Origin of the sequence: Streptomyces sp. T39, assembly GCF_008042045.1 — a bacterium.
In the GTDB taxonomy this organism is placed as follows: domain Bacteria; phylum Actinomycetota; class Actinomycetes; order Streptomycetales; family Streptomycetaceae; genus Streptomyces.
Map to the genome: position 1 here is coordinate 2,013,928 of NZ_RDBP01000012.1, position 24,367 is coordinate 2,038,294.

Sequence of the window (24,367 nt, forward strand, 5' to 3'; positions counted from 1 at the left end):
AGATGCCGCGCAGTCTCAAGAAGGGGCCCTTCGTCGACGACCACCTGATCAAGAAGGTGGACGCCCAGAACGAAGCCGGCACCAAGAACGTCATCAAGACCTGGTCCCGTCGCTCGATGATCATCCCGGCCATGCTCGGCCACACGATCGCGGTGCACAACGGCAAGATCCATGTCCCGGTGTTCGTCACCGAGTCCATGGTCGGCCACAAGCTCGGCGAGTTCTCGCCGACTCGCACCTTCCGCGGCCACGTCAAGGACGACCGGAAGTCGAAGCGCCGCTAACGCGGGGTGGAACGACTATGACTTACACCGAAGGGACAACCATGGAAGCCAGGGCCCAGGCGCGGTACATCCGCGTCACGCCCATGAAGGCCCGCCGCGTGGTGGACCTCATCCGTGGCATGGATGCCACGGAGGCTCAGGCGGTCCTGCGTTTCGCCCCGCAGGCCGCGAGCGTGCCGGTTGGCAAGGTGCTGGACAGCGCCATTGCCAACGCCGCGCACAACTACGACCACACCGACGCCTCTTCGCTGGTCATCAGCGAGGCGTACGTGGATGAGGGCCCGACCCTGAAGCGGTTCCGTCCGCGTGCCCAGGGCCGTGCCTACCGGATCCGTAAGCGGACCAGCCACATCACCGTGGTCGTCAGCAGCAAGGAAGGAACCCGGTAATGGGCCAGAAGGTAAACCCGCACGGGTTCCGGCTCGGTATCACCACGGACTTCAAGTCCCGCTGGTACGCCGACAAGCTGTACAAGGACTACGTCAAGGAAGACGTCGCCATCCGTCGGATGATGACGTCCGGCATGGAGCGCGCCGGCATCTCGAAGGTCGAGATCGAGCGCACCCGTGACCGCGTGCGGGTGGACATCCACACCGCGCGTCCCGGCATCGTCATCGGCCGCCGTGGCGCCGAGGCCGACCGCATCCGCGGCGACCTCGAGAAGCTCACGGGCAAGCAGGTCCAGCTGAACATCCTCGAGGTCAAGAACCCCGAGGTCGACGCTCAGCTCGTGGCCCAGGCCGTTGCCGAGCAGCTGTCCTCCCGCGTCTCCTTCCGCCGTGCCATGCGCAAGAGCATGCAGTCGGCGATGAAGGCCGGCGCCAAGGGCATCAAGATCCAGTGTGGCGGCCGTCTCGGCGGCGCCGAGATGTCCCGCTCGGAGTTCTACCGCGAGGGCCGTGTGCCGCTGCACACGCTCCGCGCGAACGTCGAGTACGGCTTCTTCGAGGCCAAGACGACCTTCGGCCGCATCGGCGTGAAGGTCTGGATCTACAAGGGCGACGTCAAGAACATCGCCGAGGTCCGCGCCGAGAACGCTGCTGCCCGTGCGGGCAACCGCCCGGCCCGTGGCGGCGCCGACCGCCCGGCCGGCCGTGGTGGCCGTGGTGGCGAGCGTGGCGGACGCGGTCGCAAGCCGCAGCAGGCTCAGGCTGCCGAGGCCCCCAAGGCCGAGGCTCCCGCCGCCGCTCCGGCTGCTGAGAGCACCGGAACGGAGGCCTGACCGACATGCTGATCCCCCGTAGGGTCAAGCACCGCAAGCAGCACCACCCCAAGCGCCGCGGTATGGCCAAGGGTGGTACGACGGTTGCGTTCGGCGAGTACGGCATTCAGGCCATGACTCCGGCGTACGTGACCAACCGCCAGATCGAGGCGGCTCGTATCGCGATGACCCGCCACATCAAGCGTGGCGGCAAGGTCTGGATCAACATCTACCCGGACCGCCCGCTGACGAAGAAGCCCGCCGAGACCCGCATGGGTTCCGGTAAGGGTTCCCCCGAGTGGTGGGTCGCGAACGTGCACCCGGGCCGGGTCATGTTCGAGCTGTCCTACCCGAACGAGAAGATCGCACGTGAGGCTCTGACTCGCGCGGCGCACAAGCTGCCGATGAAGTGCCGGATCGTCAAGCGCGAGGCAGGTGAAGCGTGATGTCGGCCGGTACCAAGGCGTCCGAGCTGCGCGAGCTGGGCAACGAGGAGCTTGTTGCCAAGCTCCGCGAGGCCAAGGAAGAGCTGTTCAACCTCCGCTTCCAGGCGGCGACGGGCCAGCTCGAGAACCACGGCCGGCTGAAGGCCGTCCGCAAGGACATCGCCCGGATCTACACCCTGATGCGTGAGCGCGAGCTGGGCATCGAGACGGTGGAGAGCGCCTGATGAGCGAGAACAACGTGACTGAGAAGACCGAGCGCAACGCACGCAAGACCCGCGAGGGTCTGGTCGTCAGCGACAAGATGGACAAGACCGTCGTCGTCGCCGTCGAGGACCGCGTCAAGCACGCGCTGTACGGCAAGGTCATCCGCCGTACCAACAAGCTCAAGGCCCACGACGAGCAGAACGCTGCGGGCGTCGGCGACCGTGTCCTCCTGATGGAGACCCGGAAGCTGTCGTCCACGAAGCACTGGCGCGTCGTCGAGATCCTCGAGAAGGCCAAGTAATCGCTCGAAGGGGTAACCCTTCGAGTTCGTTCCGCCAGGCTCGGCGGGGGTCTCCGCCGGAGACCCCCGCCGGGAACCGGCAGACAATCAGGAGATAGACGTGATCCAGCAGGAGTCGCGACTGCGCGTCGCCGACAACACTGGTGCCAAGGAGATCCTTTGCATCCGTGTTCTCGGTGGCTCCGGTCGCCGCTACGCGGGCATCGGTGACGTCATCGTCGCCACCGTCAAGGACGCGATCCCCGGTGGCAACGTGAAGAAGGGTGACGTCGTCAAGGCGGTCATCGTTCGCACCGTCAAGGAGCGTCGTCGTCAGGACGGCTCGTACATCCGCTTCGACGAGAACGCCGCCGTCATTCTGAAGAACGACGGCGACCCTCGCGGCACCCGTATCTTCGGCCCTGTCGGCCGTGAGCTGCGCGAGAAGAAGTTCATGAAGATCATCTCGCTCGCGCCGGAGGTGCTGTAAGCATGAAGATCAAGAAGGGCGACCTGGTTCAGGTCATCACCGGCAAGGACAAGGGCAAGCAGGGCAAGGTCATCGCGGCCTTCCCCCGCGAGGACCGCGTCCTGGTCGAGGGTGTCAACCGGGTCAAGAAGCACACCAAGGCCGGCCAGACCGCTCGTGGTTCGCAGACCGGTGGCATCGTCACGACCGAGGCCCCCATTCACGTGAGCAATGTTCAGCTCGTCGTGGAGAAGGACGGCAAGAAGGTCGTGACCCGCGTCGGTTTCCGCTTCGACGACGAGGGCAACAAGATCCGCGTTGCCAAGCGGACGGGTGAGGACATCTGATGGCTACCACCACCACTCCGCGTCTGAAGACGAAGTACCGCGAGGAGATCGCGGGCAAGCTGCGTGAGGAGTTCTCCTACGAGAACGTCATGCAGGTTCCCGGCCTCGTCAAGATCGTGGTCAACATGGGTGTGGGCGACGCCGCCCGCGACTCCAAGCTGATCGACGGCGCGATTCGCGACCTCACCACGATCACCGGTCAGAAGCCGGCCGTCACCAAGGCCCGCAAGTCCATCGCGCAGTTCAAGCTGCGCGAGGGTCAGCCGATCGGTGCCCACGTCACGCTCCGTGGCGACCGCATGTGGGAGTTCCTGGACCGCACCCTGTCGCTCGCGCTCCCGCGCATCCGCGACTTCCGTGGTCTGTCCCCCAAGCAGTTCGACGGCCGTGGCAACTACACCTTCGGTCTCACCGAGCAGGTCATGTTCCACGAGATCGACCAGGACAAGATCGACCGCGTCCGGGGTATGGACATCACCGTGGTGACCACGGCGACCAACGACGCTGAGGGCCGCGCGCTTCTCCGTCACCTCGGCTTCCCCTTCAAGGAGGCGTAAGCGAGATGGCGAAGAAGGCTCTGATTGCCAAGGCTGCTCGTAAGCCCAAGTTCGGTGTGCGTGCCTACACCCGCTGCCAGCGTTGTGGCCGCCCGCACTCCGTGTACCGCAAGTTCGGCCTGTGCCGCGTGTGCCTCCGTGAGATGGCTCACCGTGGCGAGCTGCCGGGCGTGACCAAGAGCTCCTGGTAGTCCCTTCACAGGGATGACCGGAGTCTCTCGGTAAGCAGAGGGTCGGCGGAGCGCCCTCCCCGCATGCCGTAGGCTTGTGGGGTTGGGCGTCCGCCGCCCGTCACGACTTACTACGCCGTAGGTCCCCGCGCCGCACCCGTCCCGCCCCTGTGTGGGGAGAGGGATGGCGCATACAGGAAACCCCGGCGAGAGAGGCCGAAGGCCAATTCATGACCATGACTGATCCGATCGCAGACATGCTGACGCGTCTGCGTAACGCGAACTCGGCGTACCACGACTCCGTGGCCATGCCGCACAGCAAGATCAAGTCGCACATCGCCGAGATCCTCCAGCAGGAGGGTTTCATCACCGGCTGGAAGGTCGAGGACGCCGAAGTCGGCAAGAACCTCGTCCTGGAGCTGAAGTTCGGCCCGAACCGTGAGCGTTCGATCGCCGGCATCAAGCGCATCTCCAAGCCGGGTCTGCGTGTTTACGCGAAGTCCACCAACCTGCCGAAGGTTCTCGGCGGCCTGGGCGTGGCGATCATCTCCACGTCCCACGGCCTCCTGACCGGCCAGCAGGCGCAGAAGAAGGGCGTGGGTGGGGAAGTCCTCGCCTACGTCTGGTAGTCGGGAACGGAGGAATAGCTCATGTCGCGAATCGGCAAGCTCCCCATCCAGGTTCCCGCCGGTGTGGACGTCACCATCGATGGCCGCACGGTCGTCGTGAAGGGTTCCAAGGGCACCCTCACGCACACCGTCGCGTCGCCGATCGAGATTGTTAAGGGCGAGGACGGCGTTCTCAACGTCACCCGTCCCAACGACGAGCGTCAGAACAAGGCCCTGCACGGCCTGTCCCGCACGCTGGTGGCGAACATGATCACCGGTGTGACCCAGGGATACACCAAGGCGCTCGAGATCAGCGGTGTCGGTTACCGCGTCGCCGCGAAGGGCTCCAACCTGGAGTTCCAGCTCGGCTACAGCCACCCGATCCTGGTGGAGGCGCCCGAGGGCATCTCCTTCAAGGTCGAGTCGCCGACCAAGTTCTCGGTCGAGGGCATCGACAAGCAGAAGGTCGGCGAGGTCGCCGCGAACATCCGCAAGCTGCGCAAGCCCGACCCGTACAAGGCCAAGGGCGTCAAGTACGCGGGCGAGGTCATCCGCCGCAAGGTCGGAAAGGCGGGTAAGTAAGCAATGGCATACGGCACGAAGATCGCTAAGGGCGACGCCTACAAGCGCGCCGCGAAGCAGCGCCGCCACATCCGCATCCGCAAGAACGTGTCGGGTACGGCGGAGCGTCCGCGCCTCGTCGTGACGCGTTCGAACCGCAACATCGTCGCTCAGGTCATCGACGACCTCAAGGGTCACACCCTTGCGTCGGCGTCGACCCTGGACACGTCGATCCGCGGTGGCGAGGGTGACAAGTCCGCGCAGGCCAAGCAGGTCGGCGCCCTGGTCGCCGAGCGCGCCAGGGCCGCCGGTGTCGAGGCCGTCGTGTTCGACCGTGGTGGCAACAGGTACGCCGGGCGCATTGCCGCTCTGGCTGACGCCGCCCGCGAAGCCGGGCTGAAGTTCTGAGCCCCGGTTCCGGGACTAACGGACGTAACAGAGAGAGGTAATCCAATGGCTGGACCCCAGCGCCGCGGAAGCGGTGCCGGTGGCGGCGAGCGGCGGGACCGGAAGGGTCGCGACGGTGGCGCTGCCGCCGCCGAGAAGACCGCGTACGTCGAGCGCGTCGTCGCGATCAACCGCGTCGCCAAGGTTGTGAAGGGTGGTCGTCGCTTCAGCTTCACCGCGCTGGTCGTGGTGGGCGATGGTGACGGCACCGTCGGCGTCGGTTACGGCAAGGCCAAGGAGGTGCCGGCCGCCATCGCCAAGGGTGTTGAGGAGGCCAAGAAGCACTTCTTCAAGGTCCCCCGTATCCAGGGCACCATCCCGCACCCGATCCAGGGCGAGAAGGCTGCCGGCGTCGTGCTGCTGAAGCCGGCTTCCCCCGGTACCGGCGTCATCGCCGGTGGCCCGGTGCGCGCCGTGCTCGAGTGCGCGGGCGTGCACGACATCCTGTCGAAGTCGCTCGGCTCGGACAACGCGATCAACATCGTGCACGCGACCGTGGAGGCCCTGAAGGGTCTGCAGCGTCCCGAGGAGATCGCGGCCCGCCGCGGTCTGCCGCTCGAGGACGTCGCTCCCGCGGCTCTGCTGCGTGCGCGTGCGGGAGCGGGTGCGTAATGGCCCGTCTCAAGATCACGCAGACGAAGTCGTACATCGGCAGCAAGCAGAACCACCGTGACACGCTGCGTTCGCTCGGGCTCAAGCGCCTGAACGACGTGGTCGTCAAGGAGGATCGTCCCGAGTTCCGCGGCATGGTGCACACCGTCCGCCACCTCGTGACGGTCGAGGAGGTCGACTGACATGGCGGAGAACAACCCGCTGAAGGTCCACAACCTCCGTCCCGCCCCGGGCGCCAAGACCGCCAAGACCCGTGTGGGTCGTGGTGAGGCGTCGAAGGGTAAGACGGCCGGTCGTGGTACCAAGGGCACGAAGGCCCGTTACCAGGTTCCGGAGCGCTTCGAGGGTGGGCAGATGCCCCTCCACATGCGTCTCCCGAAGCTCAAGGGCTTCAAGAACCCGTTCCGCACCGAGTACCAGGTCGTGAACCTGGACAAGCTCGCGGCCCTGTACCCGCAGGGTGGCGAGGTCACCGTGGCCGACCTGGTCGCCAAGGGTGCCGTGCGCAAGAACCAGCTCGTCAAGGTCCTTGGCCAGGGCGAGGTCTCCGTGGCGCTGCAGGTGACGGTCGACGCCGTCTCCGGCTCCGCCAAGGAGAAGATCGCCGCTGCCGGCGGCACCGTCACCGAGCTCGTCTGAGACGACTCGATGGCCTGAACATCCTGCCGGGGATGCCTCTCAAATGGGGCATCCCCGGTTGGTCGTTCCTAGGGGGGCATGGTCGCCGGTAAGGTGGCGTCCACTGTTAACTTCAGCCCGGTGTGCCTCATGGGGCCCGCCGAGCGGTTTGGCCCCTTTCGTATTCGTCGATCCTCAATACCGTCACCTCTGACGCAGTAGCGCGGGGGTCGCAGGAGGCACCGTGCTCACCGCGTTCGCCCGGGCGTTCAAGACGCCCGACCTGCGCAAGAAGCTGCTCTTTACCCTTGCCATCATCGTTCTGTACCGCCTCGGGTCGCACATCCCGGTTCCGGGCGTCGACTACCAGAACGTACAGATCTGTGTGGATGCAGCCTCGAAGGGCAACAACAGCCTCTTCGGGCTGGTGAACATGTTCAGTGGCGGGGCGCTGCTGCAGATCACCATCTTCGCGCTCGGCATCATGCCGTACATCACGGCGAGCATCATTCTTCAGCTGCTGACGGTGGTCATCCCGAGGCTGGAGGCCCTCAAGAAGGAGGGGCAGTCCGGCACCGCGAAGATCACGCAGTACACGCGTTATCTGACGGTCGCCCTCGCTGTCCTCCAGGGCACCGGCCTCGTCGCCACCGCCCGCAGCGGCGCACTCTTCAGCGGCTGCCGGGTCGCCAACGACATCGTCCCGGACCAGTCGATCTTCACCACCGTCGTGATGGTCCTCACCATGACCGCCGGCACCGCCGCCGTCATGTGGCTCGGTGAGCTCATCACCGACCGCGGCATCGGCAACGGCATGTCGATCCTGATGTTCATCTCGATCGCCGCCGGCTTCCCGGGTGCCCTGTGGGCCATCAAGGAGAGCGGCAAGCTCGCCCAGGGCTGGATCGAGTTCGGCACCGTCATCCTGATCGGCTTCGTGATGGTCGGGCTCGTCGTCTTCGTCGAGCAGGCCCAGCGCCGGATCCCCGTGCAGTACGCGAAGCGCATGATCGGCCGCAGGTCGTACGGCGGTACGTCCACGTACATCCCGCTCAAGGTGAACCAGGCGGGTGTGATTCCCGTCATCTTCGCGTCGTCGCTGCTCTACATCCCGGCGCTCGTCGCGCAGTTCTCCAGCGGCCAGTCGGGCTGGAAGACCTGGATCGAAGCCCACTTCGTGAAGGGTGACCACCCGTACTACATCGCTACGTACTTCCTGCTGATCGTGTTCTTCGCCTTCTTCTACGTGGCGATCTCGTTCAACCCCGAGGAAGTCGCGGACAACATGAAGAAGTATGGTGGCTTCATCCCGGGTATCCGGGCCGGTCGTCCTACTGCCGAGTATCTGAGCTACGTGCTCAACCGGATCACTTGGCCGGGCTCGCTGTATCTGGGTCTGATTGCTCTTGTCCCGACGATGGCGTTGGCAGGCTTCGGCGGCGCGAACCAGAACTTCCCGTTCGGCGGGACGAGCATCCTCATCATCGTGGGTGTGGGTCTGGAGACCGTGAAGCAGATCGAGAGCCAGCTCCAGCAGCGTAATTACGAAGGGTTCCTCCGCTGATGCGAATCGTCCTCGTCGGACCGCCCGGTGCAGGGAAGGGAACGCAGGCCGCCTTCCTGGCGAAGAACCTGTCGATCCCGCACATCTCCACGGGTGACCTCTTCCGTGCGAACATCTCCCAGGGCACGGAGCTGGGCAAGCAGGCCAAGGCGTACATGGACGCCGGCAACCTGGTACCCGACGAGGTCACCATCGGCATGGCCAAGGACCGCATGTCGCAGCCGGACGCCGTGGGCGGCTTCCTGCTCGACGGCTTCCCGCGGAACGTGGGCCAGGCCGAGGCGCTGGACGGCATGCTCCGGGGCGAGGGCGTCACGCTCGACGCCGTGCTCGACCTGGAGGTCCCCGAGGGCGAGGTCGTCAAGCGGATCGCCGGCCGGCGGGTGTGCCGCAACGACAGCGCGCACGTCTTCCACGTGGCGTACACGCCGCCGAAGACCGAGGGCGTCTGCGACGAGTGCGGCGGCGAGCTGTACCAGCGCGACGACGACTCCGAGGAGACGGTGCGCAAGCGCCTGGAGGTCTACCACACGCAGACCGAGCCGATCATCGACTACTACAAGGCCCAGGGCCTGGTGGTCACGATCTCCGCACTGGGCAAGGTGGGCGACGTGACCGCCCGTGCCATGGAGGCTCTGCAGGTGGACAAGGCCACCCAGGCCTGATCCCTCCGCACGACCGAGACGAGGCCGCGGTGTCCCCAGGACGCCGCGGCCTTATCGTTGACTCGCCCCGTTTTCACCGAGACCGTCCCCGACCGGAAAGGCGCCCGCCGCAATGGTGCAGATCAAGACCCCCGAGCAGATCGCGAAGATGCGTGAGGCGGGACTGGTCGTCGCCGCCATCCACGCGGCCACCCGTGAGGCGGCCGTCCCCGGCGCCACCACCCGCGACCTGGACGAGGTGGCCCGCAAGGTCATCGCCGAGCACGGCGCCAAGTCGAACTTCCTCGGCTACGGCGGCTTCCCCGCCACCATCTGCACCTCGGTGAACGAGGTCGTGGTCCACGGCATCCCGGACGAGAAGACCGTCCTCAAGGACGGCGACATCATCTCCGTCGACTGCGGCGCGATCGTCGACGGCTGGCACGGCGACGCGGCCTACACGGCCTTCGTGGGCTCCGGTCACGCTCCGGAGCTGATCGAGCTCTCCCGGGTCACCGAGGAGTCGATGTGGGCCGGTATCGCGGCCATGCGCAACGGCAACCGGCTGGTGGACGTCTCCCGGGCCATCGAGACCTACATCCGCCGTCAGCCGCGGCCGGCGACCGGCAGGTACGGGATCATCGAGGACTACGGCGGCCACGGCATCGGCACCGAGATGCACATGGACCCGCACCTGCTGAACTACGTCTCCCGGGGGCGCGGCCGCGGACCGAAGCTGGTGCCCGGCTTCTGCCTGGCGATCGAGCCCATGGTCTCGCTGGGCACCCCGGAGACCGAGGTCCTCGCCGACGACTGGACGGTCATCACGACCGACGGCACCTGGTCCTCGCACTGGGAGCACTCGGTCGCCCTCACGGAGGAGGGCCCGCTGGTGCTGACGGCCCCCGACGGCGGCCGGGCGAAACTGGCGGAGCTGGGCGTCACCGCGGCCCCGGACCCGCTGGCCTGAGCAGGGATTGACGATCTACGCCGGTGGGCAGACTTGACGGATTCGTCTTTTCGGCACCCCTGACGTAGACTGATGCGTCGGCTCTCGTGCATCCGTGTGTCCGCACCCGGATCGAGAGTCGATCAAGGTAGCCGATTCGAAAGGCGAAGCGTGGCCAAGAAGCAAGGTGCCATCGAAATCGAGGGCACCGTGATCGAGTCCCTCCCGAACGCCATGTTCAAGGTGGAGCTCCAGAACGGTCACAAGGTCCTCGCGCACATCTCCGGCAAGATGCGTATGCACTACATCCGTATCCTGCCGGACGACCGGGTCGTGGTGGAGCTCTCTCCCTACGACCTGACGCGTGGGCGGATCGTCTACCGCTACAAGTAGATCTTGTCGCACTCCCTCTCGGGGGTGTCGGCACTGACCCGGAGAACCTCACATCCCATGAAGGTCAAGCCGAGCGTCAAGAAGATCTGCGACAAGTGCAAGGTGATCCGCCGTCACGGCCGGGTCATGGTCATCTGCGACAACCTGCGCCACAAGCAGCGCCAGGGCTGACGCACGACCACCTGCACTCGCAGTTCTTCGCGCGACGCACGTAAAAACACGTACATACGCAGGGTCCGCCTGGCTTCGGCCGGCGACACCCCCGGTGGAGGCCGGGGACCTGGTCCGTATCACCCCTCTGCGGGGTCGGCGGCCACGGAACGACTCTGCGGAAGACCTCCGACTATCACAGGAGCCATGAATGGCACGCCTTGAAGGCGTTGACCTTCCGCGCGACAAGCGCATCGAGGTCGCCCTCACCTACGTTTTCGGCATCGGGCGCACCCGGTCCCAGGAGACCCTCGCCGCCACCGGTGTCGACCCGAACGTCCGCGTTCGTGACCTCCCGGAAGAGGACCTGGTCAAGATCCGCGAGTACGTGGACGTCAACTTCCAGACGGAAGGCGACCTCCGCCGCGACATCCAGGCCAACATCCGCCGCAAGGTCGAGATCGGCTGCTACCAGGGTCTGCGTCACCGCCGCGGCCTGCCGGTCCACGGCCAGCGCACCAGCACGAACGCACGTACCCGCAAGGGCCCGCGTCGCGCCATCGCCGGTAAGAAGAAGCCGGGCAAGAAGTAGTCCTCAGCGGACGCTCATCAGCGGTCTTCGCTGTAGGACCGACCACCTCCCGTAGGAGTTAGAAGATGCCCCCCAAGGGACGTCAGGGCGCTGCCAAGAAGGTGCGCCGCAAGGAAAAGAAGAACGTCGCTCACGGCCACGCGCACATCAAGAGCACGTTCAACAACACGATCGTCTCGATCACCGACCCCTCGGGCAACGTGATCTCCTGGGCCTCCGCCGGCCACGTCGGCTTCAAGGGCTCGCGCAAGTCCACCCCCTTCGCAGCGCAGATGGCCGCCGAGTCGGCCGCCCGCCGCGCGCAAGAGCACGGCATGCGCAAGGTCGACGTCTTCGTCAAGGGTCCCGGCTCCGGCCGTGAGACCGCGATCCGCTCCCTCCAGGCCACCGGCCTCGAGGTGGGTTCGATCCAGGACGTCACCCCCACCCCGCACAACGGCTGCCGTCCGCCGAAGCGCCGCCGCGTCTGACGCACGGCGCGGGCCCGGCGGCCCGGCTGCTCCACCAGGGTGTTCGCGGGCGGTACGTCCCTTCCGGGGCGTGCCGCCCGTACCCTGTATCAGAGGACGTCAAATAGCGGGCGTCCACGACTGAAGGAAAATCACCATGCTGATCGCTCAGCGTCCCTCGCTGACCGAAGAGGTCGTCGACGAGTACCGTTCGCGGTTCGTCATCGAGCCCTTGGAGCCGGGCTTCGGCTACACGCTCGGCAACTCCCTGCGCCGTACCCTCCTCTCCTCGATCCCGGGTGCGGCCGTCACGTCCATCCGCATCGACGGTGTCCTGCACGAGTTCACCACCGTGCCGGGCGTCAAGGAGGACGTCACCGACCTCATCCTCAACATCAAGCAGCTGGTCGTCTCCTCGGAGCACGACGAGCCGGTCGTGATGTACCTGCGCAAGCAGGGCCCCGGCCTGGTCACCGCCGCGGACATCGCCCCGCCGGCCGGTGTCGAGGTGCACAACCCCGACCTGGTGCTCGCCACGCTGAACGGCAAGGGCAAGCTGGAGATGGAGCTGACCGTCGAGCGCGGTCGCGGCTACGTCTCGGCCGTGCAGAACAAGCAGGTCGGCCAGGAGATCGGCCGCATCCCGGTCGACTCCATCTACTCGCCGGTCCTCAAGGTCACCTACAAGGTCGAGGCGACCCGAGTCGAGCAGCGGACCGACTTCGACAAGCTGATCGTCGACGTCGAGACCAAGCAGGCCATGCGCCCGCGCGACGCCATGGCGTCCGCCGGCAAGACCCTGGTCGAGCTGTTCGGCCTGGCCCGTGAGCTCAACATCGACGCCGAGGGCATCGACATGGGCCCGTCCCCGACGGACGCCGCCCTCGCCGCCGACCTGGCGCTGCCGATCGAGGAGCTCGAGCTCACCGTTCGTTCGTACAACTGCCTCAAGCGTGAGGGCATCCACTCCGTGGGTGAGCTCGTGGCGCGCTCCGAGGCGGACCTGCTCGACATCCGCAACTTCGGTGCGAAGTCGATCGACGAGGTCAAGGCGAAGCTGGCCGGCATGGGCCTGGCCCTCAAGGACAGCCCGCCCGGATTCGACCCGACCGCCGCCGCCGACGCCTTCGGCGCCGACGACGACGCGGACGCCGGTTTCGTCGAGACCGAGCAGTACTGAGTCTGAGCCGGGCCCGCGGGCCCGGCCCCCACTTCCGGCGGGCGGCCGTCCGCCGGTAACTGACACCGGTACCTGACACGGCCGGTGCAGATCACAAGGAGAAACCCCATGCCGCGTCCCACCAAGGGAGCCCGTTTCGGTGGCAGCGCCGCTCACGAGAAGCTTCTTCTCGCGAACCTGGCGAAGTCGCTGTTCGAGCACGGCCGCATCACCACGACCGAGGCCAAGGCCCGCCGCCTGCGTCCGGTCGCCGAGCGCCTGATCACCAAGGCGAAGAAGGGCGACATCCACAACCGTCGCCTGGTGCTGCAGACGATCACGGACAAGGGCATCGTGCACACGCTCTTCACCGAGATCGCTCCGCGTTACGCCGAGCGTCCGGGTGGCTACACCCGTATCACCAAGATCGGCAACCGTCGTGGCGACAACGCCCCGATGGCTGTGATCGAGCTGGTCGAGGGTGAGATCGCCAAGAAGGCGACCGTCGCCGAGGCCGAGGCCGCCACCAAGCGCGCCGTCAAGGAGTCCGAGGCCAAGGCCGAGGAGTCCAAGGTCGAGGACACCAAGGCCGACGAGGCCGCCGAGGCCCCGGCCGAGGAGTCCAAGGACGCCTGAGCCTGATCCCAGGTTCGTCGAGCGGGCCCGTCCCCCTGTGGGGGCGGGCCCGTTCCGCATGAGTTGAGAGGATGGTCGCGTGAGCGACGAGGTGAGGCCCGGTTTCGTCCGGGTGCGGCTGGACCTTTCGTACGACGGCAAGGACTTCTCCGGCTGGGCCAAGCAGGCCCACGGGCAGCGGACCGTGCAGGGCGAGATCGAGGACGCCCTGCGGACGGTGACGCGGTCGGCCACCACGTACGAGCTGACGGTAGCGGGGCGCACGGACGCCGGGGTGCACGCGCGGGGGCAGGTGGCGCACGTCGACCTGCCCGGCGAGGTGTGGGCCGAGCACCGGGAGAAGCTGCTCAAGCGCCTGGCCGGCCGGCTCTCGCGCGATGTGCGCATCTGGAGCGCCGAGGAGGCGCCCGCCGGGTTCAACGCCCGTTTCTCGGCGATCTGGCGGCGGTACGCGTACCGGGTGACCGACGCACCCGGCGGCGTCGACCCGCTGCTGCGGGGTCATGTGCTGTGGCACGACTGGCCGTTGGACGTGGACGCCATGAACGCCGCCGCCGAACGGCTGGTGGGGGAGCACGACTTCGCCGCCTACTGCAAGAAGCGCGAGGGCGCCACCACCATTCGCACCCTCCAGCAACTGTCCTGGGCGCGGGACGCCTCGGGGATCCTCACCGCCACGGTGCAGGCCGACGCCTTCTGCCACAACATGGTGCGCTCCCTCGTCGGGGCGATGCTGTTCGTCGGCGACGGGCACCGCCCGGTCGACTGGCCGGCGAAGGTCCTGGCGGCCGGCGTCCGCGACTCGGCCGTGCACGTGGTGCGCCCGCACGGTCTGACCCTGGAGGAAGTCGCCTACCCCGCGGATGAGTTGCTGGCCGCACGCAGCAAGGAGGCGCGCAACAAACGCTCGCTGCCGGGGGCTTCGGCGGGCTGCTGCTGAAGCCCGGGGCAACCATCCGCCCGCTGAACGGTCTTGCCACAGGGGCGGGGATTTCCGTCCGGGTGCCGGGCAGTGCGGCGAGGGGTGGGGTCATGGCGGGGGGTGCGGAACGACTGGTGCGCGGTGCGGCGGCCTTCGCGGCGGTCCCTGGCCCTCCTGTGCGCTCGGCCGGCGTCGTGCGGGCCGAGGAGCCCGTGTACGGGATACAGGTCGAGGCCGCTCTGCGGCTGCCGCCGGCGGGGTCACGCGATCAGCAGCCCTCCTACCACGCCCACCTCGGCGAGCCGAAGGGTGATGCGCCCCGGGACTACGTGTTCACCTGGGACTTCTCCGAGCTGGCCGGCTTCGTCGACGTCGGGGTCGAGCCCCACTCCGGGGACAGGTGCACCGTCGACGGCACGCGCATGACGTGCCGTCACCGGTATGTGGACGACAACCCGCCGGTGCCGACTCCCCTGCTCCGGGCGGTCCCGGGCGCGCAGGAGGGGCGCAGCGGTCATCTGCGGGTGACCGCCGAGTCCGAGGGCGTCACCGTGCGGGGCGCCTCGACCCTGGTGCGCGTGGGCGGAGCGGAGCTCTTCGCCGTCCGGGTGCCCTTGAAGAGCCGGCCGTTCGTGGGCGAGGTCCAGCGCCCTCGGTACTCCTTCGTCAACAACGGCACGCTGCCGGCCGGGAGGGTGCTGCCGGTACTGACGGTCACGCGGGGCATGGACCTCCGGCGGGCCTCCTGACGGGACCCGTGCCCCAGTGGCGGGAGAGCCGTGCGAAGCACGGCCGCGGACCGGAGGAACCCCGGGCGCTCGCCGTTCCCCGGCCCGCCCCGGGGGCAACCATCCCCGTCCCCGTTGGTCTACTCAGTGGACGCAGGACGGCTTCCGGGTGACGAACGGACGGGGTGCGGGATGCGCGAGGACGGCGGGAGACGGACGCTGCGGCGTCTGACGGGGGGCCTGGCGGCCCTGGGGGCGATGGCGGCCGCCCTGGGCGGAGCCGCGGGCACGGCGCGTGCCGAGGAGCCCGGGTACCGGGTCACGCTGGAGGCGGAACTCGGGCTGCCGCTGCCCGGTTCTACGCTCCAGCAGCCCTGGTTCCACGCTGCGCTGGAGCGGCCGGCCGGGGACACGGCCGCCCGGGAGTACGTGCTGACCTACGACTTCGCGGAGATCGCGTCCTTCGTCGACGTGTCGGTCCGGGCCGTCGACGCCCGCTTCTGCTCGATCGCCGGCACCACGATGACGTGCCGGCACACCGTCGAGGGCGAGATCGCGTCCGTCGGAGTCCCCGAACTGCTCGCCGCCCAGGGGAGCAGGAACGGGCAGAGCGGGCGGCTGAAGGTCAGCGCCGCCTCCGAGGGCATCACCGTCGAGGGCTCCTCGACGCTCGTGCGGGTGGGCGGGCCGGATCTCGCCGCCGTACGCGTGCCGTTGAAGGACAATCCGTCCGTGGGCGAGGTGCAGAACCCCCGGTACTCCTTCGTCAACAAGGGCACGCTGCCGGCCGCGGGAGTGCTGCTCGCGCTGACGGGCACCCGGGGCCTGGAGCTGCCGCGCACCGCGGGGAACTGCGAGTACGCCGATCTGCCGGGGCCGGAGCAGACCGTCTTCGCGCTGTGCTCCTTCCCGGGCGCGTACGAACCGGGGGCCACCTACCGTGCCGACCGCGGCATCGCGGTGAGGACGGGCACGCGGGCCTATGTGGACCGGCTGAGCTACCGGTTCGTGGAGGACACCCCCGCCGAGCGGGCGAAGCTGCGCGGGACGCTGAGCTTCACCCAGGGGACGGGCCCGGCGGTCGTGATGGAGAAGACCGGCGCCTCCGCCCGCTCGACGGACCTCTACATCTGGGACAACACCGGCTGGTGGGAGCCGACGGCCCGCAACACGGCCGACTTCCAGGCGGTCGGCGACACCGCCGCGGGGGCGAAGGGCGAACACGTCACCGTCGACCTGGGCTTCCGCAACAACGGCCCGGCCTGGGTCACCGGCACCAGCGGCGGCGACCCGCGTTCCGTCGGTGCCGTCGAGTTCCTGGTGCCCCCGGGCACCCGGGTGACGACCGTCGCCGAGGGGTGCGACGGCTACTCGGCGGACCGCAGGAAGTACTACGGCAGCAAGCCCGGTGCGCCGCTGTACGTCTGCGGCCAGGGCACGTTCGTCCTGGAGGACGCGCGCGCGGACCTGCCCTTCGTCCTGCTGATCGAGAAGGACGTGGAGAACGCCGAGGGCCGGATCAAGGTCACGTCGACGTACTACGGCGGCCACGGCGAGCACGACAAGAAGCCGTCGAACGACTCGGCGGCCGTCGTGGTGAACCCGGTCGACGAGCCGGGTGACGGCTCCGGCGGCTCCACCGCAGGCGGGACGTCCTCGGGCGGTTCCGGCGGCTCCGACGGCGGCGCGGCGGCGTCCGGCGGCGCCTCGTCCGGCGGCTCCACCGGTGCCGCCGGCGGCGATCTGGCGTCCACCGGATCGCCGGTGCTGCCCGTCGCGCTCGGCGCGGCCGCGGCCGTCCTGGCGGGCGGGGTGCTCGTCACGGTGGTGCGCCGGCGGCGCGGCACGGTCTGACACGGCACGGACGGCACGCCCGCAAGGGCACGGTTCCCGGGCGGGTGTGCGGCGCACCGTGCGCACGACGGGAGGGGACCGGCACGGCGAGGACGACCGGAGGCCGGCACCGTGCTCCAGCGGGCCGCGCTGGGGTGGCGGCGGCAGCACTCGCCGCCCCGGCGCAGGCCACGGGCACGGATGCGGCCGCCGCCGGAGCGGCGGCCGGCAGCCCGGACCTGGCCGTGGTGGACCCGCGGCTGTACGACGAGCGGTCCACCGTCGGTGAGACCCGGCGGCCGCGCTACGCCTGCACGGACACGGACACGGACCCGGACACGGGCACCGGTGCCGCGGACGGCGTGCTGACGAGCGTGACCGTCACCAGAGGGCTGGAGCCGCCGCGCACCGCGGGCACCTGCGAGTACGCCGGCACGCAGGTCACCGCGTGGCGGTCACTGCCGTGCGGCGGTCACCGCGCGGTGGTCACCGCCCGCCCCCGCGTCACTGCGCGGGCCGGGTGGCCGCCGCCTTCGCCTGGGCGTCGCCGCGGCGCACGATCTGGCGGAACGCGAACTCGCCCACGTCGTCGCCGGTCTGGTACGCCTTGGTGTCCTTGGTGGTCACCGACTTGGCCGTGGTGTAGCCGGTGATGGTGAAGTAGGCGTAGCGGCCGTAGGAGTTGTAGGTGTTCCGGCAGACGGGCCCGCCCTTGCAGAAGGTGGGGACGCCGGCGCCCGGCATCGGGAGGACGCCGCCCTTCGCCTCCCGTACGGCCTTCTTGGCGGTGGCCTCGTTCTCGAAGGTCGCCACGCCGACGGTGACCGCGATGCCGTCCTTGACGTAGGTGGCGCGGAACACCTGCTCGCACTTGTTGCGTTCCAGCACGCCGCCGAGCGTCGGGCTGGTGGCGGCTGCGCAGTTGCCGGTCCGTGCGGTCAGGCCCTTGGTGTAGACGCGCGCCCCGTTGCCCATGGTGAGCTTCTTCCCCGGGAAGAGGGTGTCGGCGCTCAGCGGGGCCGTGTCCTTCTTCCGGTCGGAGATGAAGTCCTTGGGGTTCGGCGGGGGCAGCGGGGCCACCGAGGAGAAGGACGGCTGCGGCTGGGTCGTGTCCTGCGGCAGCGTGGGCGCGGTGGGCAGGGCCCCGCCGTTGCGGTCGGAGGCCGTCGGGCCGTCGTCCTTGTTGGACGTGACGATCGCCGTCGCCACGGCGCCCGCGATCAGCGCGGTCGCCAGCGCGCCGCCGCCGATCATCAGCCAGCGCCTGCGACGGGTACGGGCGGCGGAGGCGTCCGCGAGCGCGGCCCAGTCCGGGGTGCCCGGGTCCGAGCCGTACCGGTCACCGCCGTAGGAGCCCTGGCCGAAGCCCCCCTGTCCGCCCCCGTACTGGCCCTGGTGGTACGGGTCCTGGTCCTGTCCGCCGGACCCCCACTGAGGTCCCCCCTGCCCAAAGCTCATGCCGCGCATCCTAAACCGGTTGGGTGAGACCGGGCCCGGCGGTGACAATCGCCCCATGGGACATGTGGAAGCGGCACACCTCGAGTACTACCTACCGGACGGGCGGGTGCTCCTCGGTGACGCGTCGTTCCGCGTGGGAGAGGGCGCGGTCGCCGCGCTGGTGGGGGCGAACGGAGCGGGCAAGACGACGCTGCTGAGGATCATCGCCGGCGAGATCCAGCCGCACGGCGGCTCGGTGACGGTCAGCGGCGGCCTCGGGGTGATGCCCCAGTTCGTCGGCTCGGTGCGTGACGAGCGCACCGTGCGGGACCTGCTGGTGTCGGTCTCCCAGCCGCGCATCCGCGAGGCGGCCGCCGCGGTGGACAAGGCCGAGCACGCGATCATGACCGTCGACGACGAGGCCGCGCAGATGCGGTACGCGCAGGCGCTGAGCGACTGGGCGGAGGCGCGCGGCTACGAGGCGGAGACCGTCTGGGACATGTGCACCACGGCCGCGCTGGGCGTCCCGTACGAGAAGGCGCAGTGGCGGCAGGTGCGCACGCTCTCCGGCGGCGAGCAGAAGCGGCTGGTGCTGGAGGCGCTGCTGCGCGGTCCCGACGAGGTGCTGCTGCTCGACGAGCCGGACAACTACCTGGACGTGCCGGGCAAGCGGTGGCTGGAGGAGCGGCTCGCGGAGACCCGCAAGACGGTCCTGTTCGTCTCCCACGACCGGGAGCTGCTCTCCCGGGCGGCCGAGCGGATCGTTGCGGTCGAGCCGGGGCCCGCCGGATCCGACGTGTGGATCCACGGCGGCGGCTTCGCCACCTTCCCCGAGGCGCGCAAGGAGCGGTTCGCGCGCTTCGAGGAGCTGAAGCGGCGCTGGGACGAGGAGCACGCCCGGCTCAAGGCGCTGGTGCACCGGCTGCGCCAGCAGGCGGCCATCAGCCCCGACATGGCCTCGCGCTACCGGGCGATGCAGACCCGCTTCCGGAAGTTCGAGGAGGCCGGCCCGCCGCCGGAGCCGCCCCGAGAGCAGGAGATCCGGATGCGGCTGCGCGGCGGCCGGACCGGGGTGCGCGCGCTGACCTGCACGGACCTGGAGCTCACCGGGCTGATGAAGCCGTTCTCGCTGGAGGTCTTCTACGGCGAGCGGGTGGCCGTCCTCGGGTCCAACGGTTCGGGCAAGTCCCACTTCCTGCGGCTGCTGGCCGGGGACGGGGTGGCGCACACCGGTGCGTGGAAGCTGGGCGCCCGGGTGGTGCCGGGCCATTTCGCGCAGACCCACGCGCACCCCGAGCTGATGGGCCGCACCCTGGTCGACATCCTGTGGACCGAGCACGCGAAGGACCGGGGCGGTGCGATGTCGGTGCTGCGCCGGTACGAGCTGGAGCGCCAGGGCGACCAGCCCTTCGAGAAGCTCTCCGGCGGGCAGCAGGCGCGCTTCCAGATCCTGCTGCTGGAGCTCGCGGGCACGACGGCGCTGCTGCTCGACGAGCCGACGGACAACCTGGACCTGGAGTCGGCCGAGGCGCTCCAGGCGGGCCTGGAGGCGTACGAGGGCACGGTGCTCGCGGTCACCCACGACCGGTGGTTCGCCAAGTCTTTCGACCGGTTCCTGGTCTTCGGCTCGGACGGGAAGGTGCGCGAGACCCCGGAGCCCGTCTGGGACGAGCGCCGCGTCGAGCGGGCGCGCTGACCCGCGGGCCCCGGGACGAGGGTGAACGGAACCGTCCCGGGGTAGGGACGCGTCGTTGCCGTGCCGCGCGGGCGTCGCACGGCGGAGGCGGGACGCCGGGGGGGCAGGCATGCAGGGCGAGGACGTCACGGGTGCGGTGCGCCCGGGGGAGCGGTTCGGGCGGTTCACCGTCCTGGCGGAGCTGGCAGCCGGAGGCATGGGCCGCGTCTATCTGGCCCGGACCGACGGCGGCCGCACGGTCGCCCTCAAGACGCTGCTCACCGACAGCGAGGACGACCGGCGGCGGTTCGCGCGCGAGGTCGCGCTGGCGCAGCGGGTGCGGGGCGTCTACACCGCGAGCATCGTCGCGGCGGACCCCGCCGCGGCGGTGCCCTGGATGGCGCAGGAGTACGTGCCCGCGCCGTCGCTGAAGGAGCTGCTGGACGGCTGCGGCACGCTGGGGCCGGACGCGCTGCACTGGATCGCCGCCGGGATCGCCGAGGCCCTCGCCTCGCTGCACGAGGCCGGTCTGGTCCACCGGGACGTGAAACCGGCCAATGTGCTGCTGCCGATCGAGGGGCCCCGGCTGATCGACTTCGGGATCTCGCAGGCGCACGACGTGACCCGGACGCAGACGGCGCTCGGCACGGTCGCCTTCGCCGCGCCGGAGCAGGCCCGGGGCGAGCCGACGACGGGCGCGTCCGACGTGTTCTCCCTCGGCGCGACCCTCTTCTGTCTCGCCACCGGCCGGCCGCCGTATGCGCGGATCGAGACCGCCTCGGCGATGGAGCTGCTGGTGCGCGCCGCCCGGGGCGAGACCGACGTGACCGGGCTGCCCGAGGAGGTGGCCGGCCTGGTGCTGCCGTGCCTGGCGCCGGACCCCGCCGACCGCCCGACGCCCGCCGCGGTCGTCGCCCTGTGCGCGCGGCGGCTGAGCGGCAGGCCGTCCTCCGCACGCGGTGGCGAGGACTGGATCGGGCCGCGGTGGGCCGAGGCCGTGGAGCGTCACCGCGCCCGCAGGATCGAGGCACTGGAGGCCGCGGGCCGCCGCTTCGGCCCGGACGCGACGACCTCACGGGTGCCGGCGCCGCCCGCGACGTCCCGGCTGGACGGACCGGCGGACGGCGCGCCGGGCGCCGGCGGTGCCGGAGCGGGCGGGCGCGGCGGGCCGCGGTCCGCCCGGAACGGGCGGCTGCCCCGGGCCGTGGGCGCGCTCGCGGTGACGGTGCTGGCGGCATCGGTGCTGGTCTGGCGGCCCTGGGAGGGGGAGACGCGTCAGGAGGCGGGCGTGCCGGACACACCGGTGCGGTTCCTGGAGGTGGCCGAGGAGCACCTGGGGGTGTGCCCGGGGACGGTCGAGGGGACGGACGGCGTGCTCGGGGCCGCGACCGAGCCGCCCCTCCCCGAGGGGCGGGGCTTCGTCGCGGACGACCGCAGCGTGTGTGTGGAGGTGTCCGACGCCGAGGGCCTGACCGTCGACCGTTTCCGTGAGGTCGTCGCCCGGGAGTCGCAGGGCACGGGACTGTCGGGGTGGGAGGTGGCGGTGACCTTCGAGGACGCGGACCGGGCGGCGTGGACGGCACTGACGTCGAAGGTCAGCGGCCGGCCGAGCCCCACCGACCAGCTGGCGGTCGTGCAGGGTGAGGGACGGCTGCTGTCCAACGTAATGATCAAGGAGCCGCTGACCGGGGGCAGCGCCGTGATCGCCACCCGGCTGGGCAGGAACCAGGCACGATTCCTGGCCGAGGCGCTCGGCGCTCCGTGACCCCGGCCCGGCACGGGATTTTGACCCGTACGGGGGGCGACGGTATTCTTCTGGTTCGTTATGCGTATTGGCTTGCTCTATCTCACGTGAGGGGCCCTTACGCCGGTTCACCGGGCCGATGACCAGCGGCTGGCACCCGGGTTGCGTCCCCGCGGCGCCGCCAAGGCTGTCGTGATCGTCCGGGTGGCCTTGTCAGGACCCCGTCCTTCGTGCCTTCACCGGCCGCGGAGGATCCCCATCACTGAAGAAGCGAAGGCTACGACCGTGCGTACGTACAGCCCCAAGCCCGGCGATGTGACGCGCCAGTGGCACATCATCGACGCGCAGGACATCGTCCTGGGCCGTCTGGCGACGACCGCCGCAACCCTTCTCCGGGGCAAGCACAAGCCGATCTACGCGCCGCACGTCGACGCTGGTGACTTCGTCATCATCGTCAACGCCGACAAGGTGCACCTGTCCGGCAACAAGCGGACCCAGAAGATGGCGTACCGCCACTCCGGTTACCCGGGTGGTCTGCGCTCCGTCCGCTACGACGAGCTGCTGGAGAAGAACCCCGAGAAGGCCGTCGAGAAGGCCATCAAGGGCATGCTCCCCAAGAACACCCTGGGCCGTCAGATGCTCTCGAAGCTGAAGGTCTACGCGGGCGAGAACCACCCGCACGCTGCGCAGCAGCCTGTTCCGTTCGAGATCACCCAGGTCGCGCAGTAAGTCCGGCCACCCCCTAAGACGAAAAGAATCTGAGGAGAATCGTGGCTGAGACCACCGCCGAGACCCCGCTCGAAGAGGTTGACGTCGAGCAGTACACCACCGAGACCGAGGTTCCGGTCGAGGGTGAGTACACCTCCGAGTCCCTGGCTTCCCGCTTCGGCGACCCGCAGCCGGCCGCCGGCCTGGGCCGTCGCAAGAACGCCATCGCCCGTGTCCGGATCGTTCCGGGCTCCGGCAAGTGGAAGATCAACGGCCGCACCCTTGAGGACTACTTCCCCAACAAGGTGCACCAGCAGGAAGTCAACGAGCCCTTCAAGGTGCTCGAGCTCGACGACCGCTACGACGTTGTCGCCCGTATCTCGGGTGGCGGCGTCTCCGGCCAGGCCGGCGCCCTGCGCCTCGGTGTGGCCCGCGCCCTGAACGAGGCGGACGTGGACAACAACCGCGGCCCGCTGAAGAAGGCCGGCTTCCTCTCCCGCGACGACCGTGCGGTCGAGCGCAAGAAGGCCGGTCTCAAGAAGGCCCGTAAGGCCCCGCAGTACAGCAAGCGCTAAAGCGCACGCTGGCTGTACGAGCTGGTACGGCTTCTGTACGGCTTTTCGTTCGCCCCGGCGGCACTCGTTGCTGCCGGGGCGTTCGTTTATCGACTCCCGACGACCTCGGGCGTGTAAGAGTTCGAGCAATCAGCTTCTCGGAGGAACAACAGTGGGACGACTCTTCGGAACGGACGGTGTCCGCGGTGTGGCCAACGCCGACCTCACGGCCGAGCTCGCGCTCGGACTGTCGGTCGCCGCGGCGCACGTGCTGGCCGAGGCGGGGACCTTCGCCGGCCATCGCCCGACCGCGGTGGTGGGCCGTGACCCCCGTGCATCCGGAGAGTTCCTGGAGGCCGCCGTGGTGGCCGGCCTGGCGAGCGCCGGAGTCGACGTGCTGCGCGTCGGTGTGCTGCCCACCCCCGCGGTGGCGTATCTCACCGGTGCGCTCGGCGCCGACCTCGGTGTGATGCTCTCCGCCAGCCACAACGCCATGCCGGACAACGGCATCAAGTTCTTCGCCCGCGGCGGGCACAAGCTCGCCGACGAGCTGGAGGACCGCATCGAGCAGGTCTACGAGCAGCACCGCACCGGTGAGCCGTGGGACCGCCCGACCGGTGCGGGCGTCGGCCGCGTCAAGGAGTACGACGAGGGCTTCGACAAGTACGTCGCCCACCTGATCGCCGTCCTCCCCAACCGTCTCGACGGTCTGAGGATCGTGCTGGACGAGGCGCACGGCGCGGCGTCCCGCGTGTCGCCCGAGGCGTTCACCCGCGCCGGTGCCGAGGTCGTGACGATCGGCGCCGAGCCGGACGGCCTCAACATCAACGACGGCTGCGGCTCGACCCACCTCGGCCTGCTCAAGGCCGCCGTCGTCGAGCACGGGGCCGACCTCGGCATCGCGCACGACGGCGACGCGGACCGCTGCCTGGCCGTGGACGCGGCGGGCGAGGAGGTCGACGGCGACCAGATCCTCGCCGTGCTCGCCCTCGCGATGCGCGAGGCGGGCACCCTGCGCGGCGACACCGTCGTGGCCACCGTCATGTCGAACCTCGGCTTCAAGCTGGCGATGGAGCGCGAGGGCGTCGAGCTGGTGCAGACCGCGGTCGGCGACCGCTACGTGCTGGAGGCGATGAAGGAGAAGGGCTACGCGCTCGGCGGCGAGCAGTCCGGCCACGTCATCGTCCTCGACCACGCCACCACCGGTGACGGCACGCTGACCGGTCTGATGCTCGCGGCCCGGATCGCCGCCACGGGCCGTTCCCTCGCCGACCTGGCCGGTGTGATGGAGCGGCTGCCGCAGGTGCTCGTCAACGTGCGCGACGTCGACAAGTCCCGGGTGACGACCTCCGCGGAGCTGTCCCAGGCCGTGGCCGAGGCCGAGCGCGAGCTCGGCGCCACCGGCCGGGTGCTGCTGCGCCCCTCG

At 69.4% G+C, this 24,367-nt stretch carries 34 protein-coding genes; 33 read left to right on the top strand and 1 reads right to left on the bottom strand.

The window, feature by feature from the left end:
• The first annotated feature begins 2 nt into the window (after window positions 1–2).
• The 28 genes from rpsS to EAO77_RS38545 all read left to right on the top strand — a co-directional run bounded on the left by rpsS (window position 3) and on the right by EAO77_RS38545 (window position 16,844).
• Window positions 3–284 carry a 30S ribosomal protein S19 gene (rpsS, locus tag EAO77_RS10115; RefSeq protein WP_147987683.1) on the top strand — a complete coding sequence of 94 codons (282 nt, stop codon included), beginning with the start codon at window positions 3–5 and terminating at the stop codon, window positions 282–284.
• A gap of 41 nt (window positions 285–325) precedes the next feature.
• The gene (gene rplV, locus EAO77_RS10120) at window positions 326–673 is read left to right on the top strand and encodes a 50S ribosomal protein L22 (RefSeq protein WP_004571827.1); all 348 of its coding nucleotides are present in this window, start codon (window positions 326–328) and stop codon (window positions 671–673) included.
• Window positions 673–1,506, top strand: a complete 834-nt coding sequence (gene rpsC, locus EAO77_RS10125; protein ID WP_147987684.1) for a 30S ribosomal protein S3 — start codon at window positions 673–675, stop codon at window positions 1,504–1,506. Before rplV ends, rpsC begins: the two co-directional genes overlap by 1 nt.
• 5 nt (window positions 1,507–1,511) lie before the next feature.
• Window positions 1,512–1,931 carry a 50S ribosomal protein L16 gene (rplP, locus tag EAO77_RS10130; protein WP_005313579.1) on the top strand — a complete coding sequence of 140 codons (420 nt, stop codon included), beginning with the start codon at window positions 1,512–1,514 and terminating at the stop codon, window positions 1,929–1,931.
• Entirely contained in the window at window positions 1,931–2,155 is a 225-nt protein-coding gene (gene rpmC, locus EAO77_RS10135) for a 50S ribosomal protein L29 (protein WP_017949657.1), read from the top strand. Before rplP ends, rpmC begins: the two co-directional genes overlap by 1 nt.
• Complete coding sequence (gene rpsQ, locus EAO77_RS10140) at window positions 2,155–2,436, top strand: 30S ribosomal protein S17 (RefSeq protein WP_147987685.1); 282 nt, start codon at window positions 2,155–2,157, stop codon at window positions 2,434–2,436. The genes rpmC and rpsQ overlap by 1 nt, the downstream gene beginning before the upstream one ends.
• Before the next feature lie 100 nt (window positions 2,437–2,536).
• A complete protein-coding gene (gene rplN / locus EAO77_RS10145; RefSeq protein ID WP_003956455.1) occupies window positions 2,537–2,905 on the top strand; it encodes a 50S ribosomal protein L14 in 369 nt (122 codons plus the stop codon).
• Window positions 2,906–2,907: 2 nt separating this feature from the next.
• Window positions 2,908–3,231 carry a 50S ribosomal protein L24 gene (gene rplX / locus EAO77_RS10150; RefSeq protein ID WP_005313570.1) on the top strand — a complete coding sequence of 108 codons (324 nt, stop codon included), beginning with the start codon at window positions 2,908–2,910 and terminating at the stop codon, window positions 3,229–3,231.
• A complete protein-coding gene (rplE, locus tag EAO77_RS10155) occupies window positions 3,231–3,788 on the top strand; it encodes a 50S ribosomal protein L5 (RefSeq protein WP_147987686.1) in 558 nt (185 codons plus the stop codon). Before rplX ends, rplE begins: the two co-directional genes overlap by 1 nt.
• Window positions 3,789–3,793: 5 nt before the next feature.
• Window positions 3,794–3,979 carry a type Z 30S ribosomal protein S14 gene (locus tag EAO77_RS10160; protein WP_003956452.1) on the top strand — a complete coding sequence of 62 codons (186 nt, stop codon included), beginning with the start codon at window positions 3,794–3,796 and terminating at the stop codon, window positions 3,977–3,979.
• A gap of 209 nt (window positions 3,980–4,188) precedes the next feature.
• Window positions 4,189–4,587 carry a 30S ribosomal protein S8 gene (gene rpsH, locus EAO77_RS10170; RefSeq protein WP_018847496.1) on the top strand — a complete coding sequence of 133 codons (399 nt, stop codon included), beginning with the start codon at window positions 4,189–4,191 and terminating at the stop codon, window positions 4,585–4,587.
• 21 nt (window positions 4,588–4,608) lie between these two features.
• Complete coding sequence (gene rplF, locus EAO77_RS10175) at window positions 4,609–5,148, top strand: 50S ribosomal protein L6 (RefSeq protein ID WP_147987687.1); 540 nt, start codon at window positions 4,609–4,611, stop codon at window positions 5,146–5,148.
• A 3-nt stretch (window positions 5,149–5,151) separates the two neighbouring features.
• Window positions 5,152–5,535 carry a 50S ribosomal protein L18 gene (gene rplR / locus EAO77_RS10180; RefSeq protein WP_147987688.1) on the top strand — a complete coding sequence of 128 codons (384 nt, stop codon included), beginning with the start codon at window positions 5,152–5,154 and terminating at the stop codon, window positions 5,533–5,535.
• Window positions 5,536–5,580: 45 nt separating this feature from the next.
• On the top strand, window positions 5,581–6,186 hold the full coding sequence (gene rpsE / locus EAO77_RS10185; RefSeq protein WP_030201551.1) for a 30S ribosomal protein S5: 606 nt from the start codon (window positions 5,581–5,583) through the stop codon (window positions 6,184–6,186).
• The gene (gene rpmD, locus EAO77_RS10190) at window positions 6,186–6,368 is read left to right on the top strand and encodes a 50S ribosomal protein L30 (RefSeq protein WP_005313525.1); all 183 of its coding nucleotides are present in this window, start codon (window positions 6,186–6,188) and stop codon (window positions 6,366–6,368) included. Before rpsE ends, rpmD begins: the two co-directional genes overlap by 1 nt.
• Before the next feature lies 1 nt (window position 6,369).
• Window positions 6,370–6,825, top strand: a complete 456-nt coding sequence (rplO, locus tag EAO77_RS10195; protein ID WP_128985125.1) for a 50S ribosomal protein L15 — start codon at window positions 6,370–6,372, stop codon at window positions 6,823–6,825.
• Window positions 6,826–7,048: 223 nt separating this feature from the next.
• Window positions 7,049–8,368, top strand: coding sequence for a preprotein translocase subunit SecY (gene secY / locus EAO77_RS10200; RefSeq protein WP_147987689.1), 1,320 nt, complete (start codon window positions 7,049–7,051; stop codon window positions 8,366–8,368).
• A complete protein-coding gene (locus tag EAO77_RS10205) occupies window positions 8,368–9,033 on the top strand; it encodes an adenylate kinase (protein ID WP_147987690.1) in 666 nt (221 codons plus the stop codon). Before secY ends, EAO77_RS10205 begins: the two co-directional genes overlap by 1 nt.
• Before the next feature lie 112 nt (window positions 9,034–9,145).
• Window positions 9,146–9,982 carry a type I methionyl aminopeptidase gene (gene map / locus EAO77_RS10210; RefSeq protein WP_147987691.1) on the top strand — a complete coding sequence of 279 codons (837 nt, stop codon included), beginning with the start codon at window positions 9,146–9,148 and terminating at the stop codon, window positions 9,980–9,982.
• 150 nt (window positions 9,983–10,132) lie between these two features.
• Window positions 10,133–10,354 (top strand): translation initiation factor IF-1, encoded by a 222-nt coding sequence (infA, locus tag EAO77_RS10215; protein WP_003956442.1) that lies wholly within the window; start codon window positions 10,133–10,135, stop codon window positions 10,352–10,354.
• 57 nt (window positions 10,355–10,411) lie between these two features.
• Entirely contained in the window at window positions 10,412–10,525 is a 114-nt protein-coding gene (gene rpmJ, locus EAO77_RS10220; protein ID WP_003956441.1) for a 50S ribosomal protein L36, read from the top strand.
• A 190-nt stretch (window positions 10,526–10,715) separates the two neighbouring features.
• A complete protein-coding gene (gene rpsM / locus EAO77_RS10225; RefSeq protein WP_147987692.1) occupies window positions 10,716–11,096 on the top strand; it encodes a 30S ribosomal protein S13 in 381 nt (126 codons plus the stop codon).
• 65 nt (window positions 11,097–11,161) lie between these two features.
• Window positions 11,162–11,566, top strand: a complete 405-nt coding sequence (rpsK, locus tag EAO77_RS10230; RefSeq protein ID WP_003956432.1) for a 30S ribosomal protein S11 — start codon at window positions 11,162–11,164, stop codon at window positions 11,564–11,566.
• A gap of 136 nt (window positions 11,567–11,702) precedes the next feature.
• The gene (locus EAO77_RS10235) at window positions 11,703–12,725 is read left to right on the top strand and encodes a DNA-directed RNA polymerase subunit alpha (RefSeq protein WP_003956430.1); all 1,023 of its coding nucleotides are present in this window, start codon (window positions 11,703–11,705) and stop codon (window positions 12,723–12,725) included.
• A 108-nt stretch (window positions 12,726–12,833) separates the two neighbouring features.
• Entirely contained in the window at window positions 12,834–13,340 is a 507-nt protein-coding gene (gene rplQ, locus EAO77_RS10240; protein WP_147987693.1) for a 50S ribosomal protein L17, read from the top strand.
• Between the two features lie 79 nt (window positions 13,341–13,419).
• Window positions 13,420–14,280 (top strand): tRNA pseudouridine(38-40) synthase TruA, encoded by an 861-nt coding sequence (truA, locus tag EAO77_RS10245; RefSeq protein WP_147987694.1) that lies wholly within the window; start codon window positions 13,420–13,422, stop codon window positions 14,278–14,280.
• Between the two features lie 194 nt (window positions 14,281–14,474).
• Complete coding sequence (locus EAO77_RS10250; protein ID WP_147987695.1) at window positions 14,475–15,011, top strand: hypothetical protein; 537 nt, start codon at window positions 14,475–14,477, stop codon at window positions 15,009–15,011.
• Between the two features lie 171 nt (window positions 15,012–15,182).
• Window positions 15,183–16,844 (top strand): hypothetical protein, encoded by a 1,662-nt coding sequence (locus tag EAO77_RS38545; protein WP_187283174.1) that lies wholly within the window; start codon window positions 15,183–15,185, stop codon window positions 16,842–16,844.
• A 483-nt stretch (window positions 16,845–17,327) separates the two neighbouring features.
• On the opposite strand, the gene EAO77_RS10260 is transcribed toward EAO77_RS38545, so the two are convergent.
• Entirely contained in the window at window positions 17,328–18,281 is a 954-nt protein-coding gene (locus EAO77_RS10260; RefSeq protein ID WP_147987696.1) for a hypothetical protein, read from the bottom strand.
• A 55-nt stretch (window positions 18,282–18,336) separates the two neighbouring features.
• Between EAO77_RS10260 and EAO77_RS10265 the strand changes: the two genes are divergently transcribed.
• The 5 genes from EAO77_RS10265 to glmM form a co-directional block, all read left to right on the top strand.
• The gene (locus tag EAO77_RS10265; RefSeq protein ID WP_147987697.1) at window positions 18,337–19,956 is read left to right on the top strand and encodes an ABC-F family ATP-binding cassette domain-containing protein; all 1,620 of its coding nucleotides are present in this window, start codon (window positions 18,337–18,339) and stop codon (window positions 19,954–19,956) included.
• Between the two features lie 109 nt (window positions 19,957–20,065).
• Entirely contained in the window at window positions 20,066–21,700 is a 1,635-nt protein-coding gene (locus EAO77_RS10270; RefSeq protein ID WP_147987698.1) for a serine/threonine-protein kinase, read from the top strand.
• Between the two features lie 264 nt (window positions 21,701–21,964).
• Window positions 21,965–22,408, top strand: a complete 444-nt coding sequence (gene rplM, locus EAO77_RS10275; RefSeq protein ID WP_147987699.1) for a 50S ribosomal protein L13 — start codon at window positions 21,965–21,967, stop codon at window positions 22,406–22,408.
• 41 nt (window positions 22,409–22,449) lie between these two features.
• On the top strand, window positions 22,450–22,962 hold the full coding sequence (gene rpsI, locus EAO77_RS10280; protein ID WP_147987700.1) for a 30S ribosomal protein S9: 513 nt from the start codon (window positions 22,450–22,452) through the stop codon (window positions 22,960–22,962).
• 151 nt (window positions 22,963–23,113) lie between these two features.
• On the top strand, window positions 23,114–24,367 hold a 1,254-nt coding region (gene glmM, locus EAO77_RS10285), incomplete at its 3' end, for a phosphoglucosamine mutase (protein WP_147989062.1).

Bases quoted from the DNA above. Each gene is read 5' to 3' on its own strand.
- rplV (WP_004571827.1), top strand. From the start codon at position 326: ATGGAAGCCAGGGCCCAGGCGCGGTACATCCGCGTCACGCCCATGAAG.
- rplP (WP_005313579.1), top strand. From the start codon at position 1,512: ATGCTGATCCCCCGTAGGGTCAAGCACCGCAAGCAGCACCACCCCAAG.
- EAO77_RS10270 (WP_147987698.1), top strand. From the start codon at position 20,066: ATGCAGGGCGAGGACGTCACGGGTGCGGTGCGCCCGGGGGAGCGGTTC.
- rplO (WP_128985125.1), top strand. From the start codon at position 6,370: ATGGCGGAGAACAACCCGCTGAAGGTCCACAACCTCCGTCCCGCCCCG.
- EAO77_RS10265 (WP_147987697.1), top strand. From the start codon at position 18,337: ATGGGACATGTGGAAGCGGCACACCTCGAGTACTACCTACCGGACGGG.
- EAO77_RS10205 (WP_147987690.1), top strand. From the start codon at position 8,368: ATGCGAATCGTCCTCGTCGGACCGCCCGGTGCAGGGAAGGGAACGCAG.
- rpmC (WP_017949657.1), top strand. From the start codon at position 1,931: ATGTCGGCCGGTACCAAGGCGTCCGAGCTGCGCGAGCTGGGCAACGAG.
- rpsK (WP_003956432.1), top strand. From the start codon at position 11,162: ATGCCCCCCAAGGGACGTCAGGGCGCTGCCAAGAAGGTGCGCCGCAAG.
- rplX (WP_005313570.1), top strand. From the start codon at position 2,908: ATGAAGATCAAGAAGGGCGACCTGGTTCAGGTCATCACCGGCAAGGAC.
- rplE (WP_147987686.1), top strand. From the start codon at position 3,231: ATGGCTACCACCACCACTCCGCGTCTGAAGACGAAGTACCGCGAGGAG.
- rpsH (WP_018847496.1), top strand. From the start codon at position 4,189: ATGACCATGACTGATCCGATCGCAGACATGCTGACGCGTCTGCGTAAC.
- EAO77_RS10260 (WP_147987696.1), bottom strand. From the start codon at position 18,281: ATGAGCTTTGGGCAGGGGGGACCTCAGTGGGGGTCCGGCGGACAGGAC.
- rpmJ (WP_003956441.1), top strand. From the start codon at position 10,412: ATGAAGGTCAAGCCGAGCGTCAAGAAGATCTGCGACAAGTGCAAGGTG.
- EAO77_RS10160 (WP_003956452.1), top strand. From the start codon at position 3,794: ATGGCGAAGAAGGCTCTGATTGCCAAGGCTGCTCGTAAGCCCAAGTTC.
- EAO77_RS10235 (WP_003956430.1), top strand. From the start codon at position 11,703: ATGCTGATCGCTCAGCGTCCCTCGCTGACCGAAGAGGTCGTCGACGAG.
- map (WP_147987691.1), top strand. From the start codon at position 9,146: ATGGTGCAGATCAAGACCCCCGAGCAGATCGCGAAGATGCGTGAGGCG.
- rplQ (WP_147987693.1), top strand. From the start codon at position 12,834: ATGCCGCGTCCCACCAAGGGAGCCCGTTTCGGTGGCAGCGCCGCTCAC.
- rpsM (WP_147987692.1), top strand. From the start codon at position 10,716: ATGGCACGCCTTGAAGGCGTTGACCTTCCGCGCGACAAGCGCATCGAG.
- rpsS (WP_147987683.1), top strand. From the start codon at position 3: ATGCCGCGCAGTCTCAAGAAGGGGCCCTTCGTCGACGACCACCTGATC.
- rpsC (WP_147987684.1), top strand. From the start codon at position 673: ATGGGCCAGAAGGTAAACCCGCACGGGTTCCGGCTCGGTATCACCACG.
- rpsQ (WP_147987685.1), top strand. From the start codon at position 2,155: ATGAGCGAGAACAACGTGACTGAGAAGACCGAGCGCAACGCACGCAAG.
- rplF (WP_147987687.1), top strand. From the start codon at position 4,609: ATGTCGCGAATCGGCAAGCTCCCCATCCAGGTTCCCGCCGGTGTGGAC.
- rplR (WP_147987688.1), top strand. From the start codon at position 5,152: ATGGCATACGGCACGAAGATCGCTAAGGGCGACGCCTACAAGCGCGCC.
- rpmD (WP_005313525.1), top strand. From the start codon at position 6,186: ATGGCCCGTCTCAAGATCACGCAGACGAAGTCGTACATCGGCAGCAAG.
- rpsE (WP_030201551.1), top strand. From the start codon at position 5,581: ATGGCTGGACCCCAGCGCCGCGGAAGCGGTGCCGGTGGCGGCGAGCGG.
- EAO77_RS38545 (WP_187283174.1), top strand. From the start codon at position 15,183: ATGCGCGAGGACGGCGGGAGACGGACGCTGCGGCGTCTGACGGGGGGC.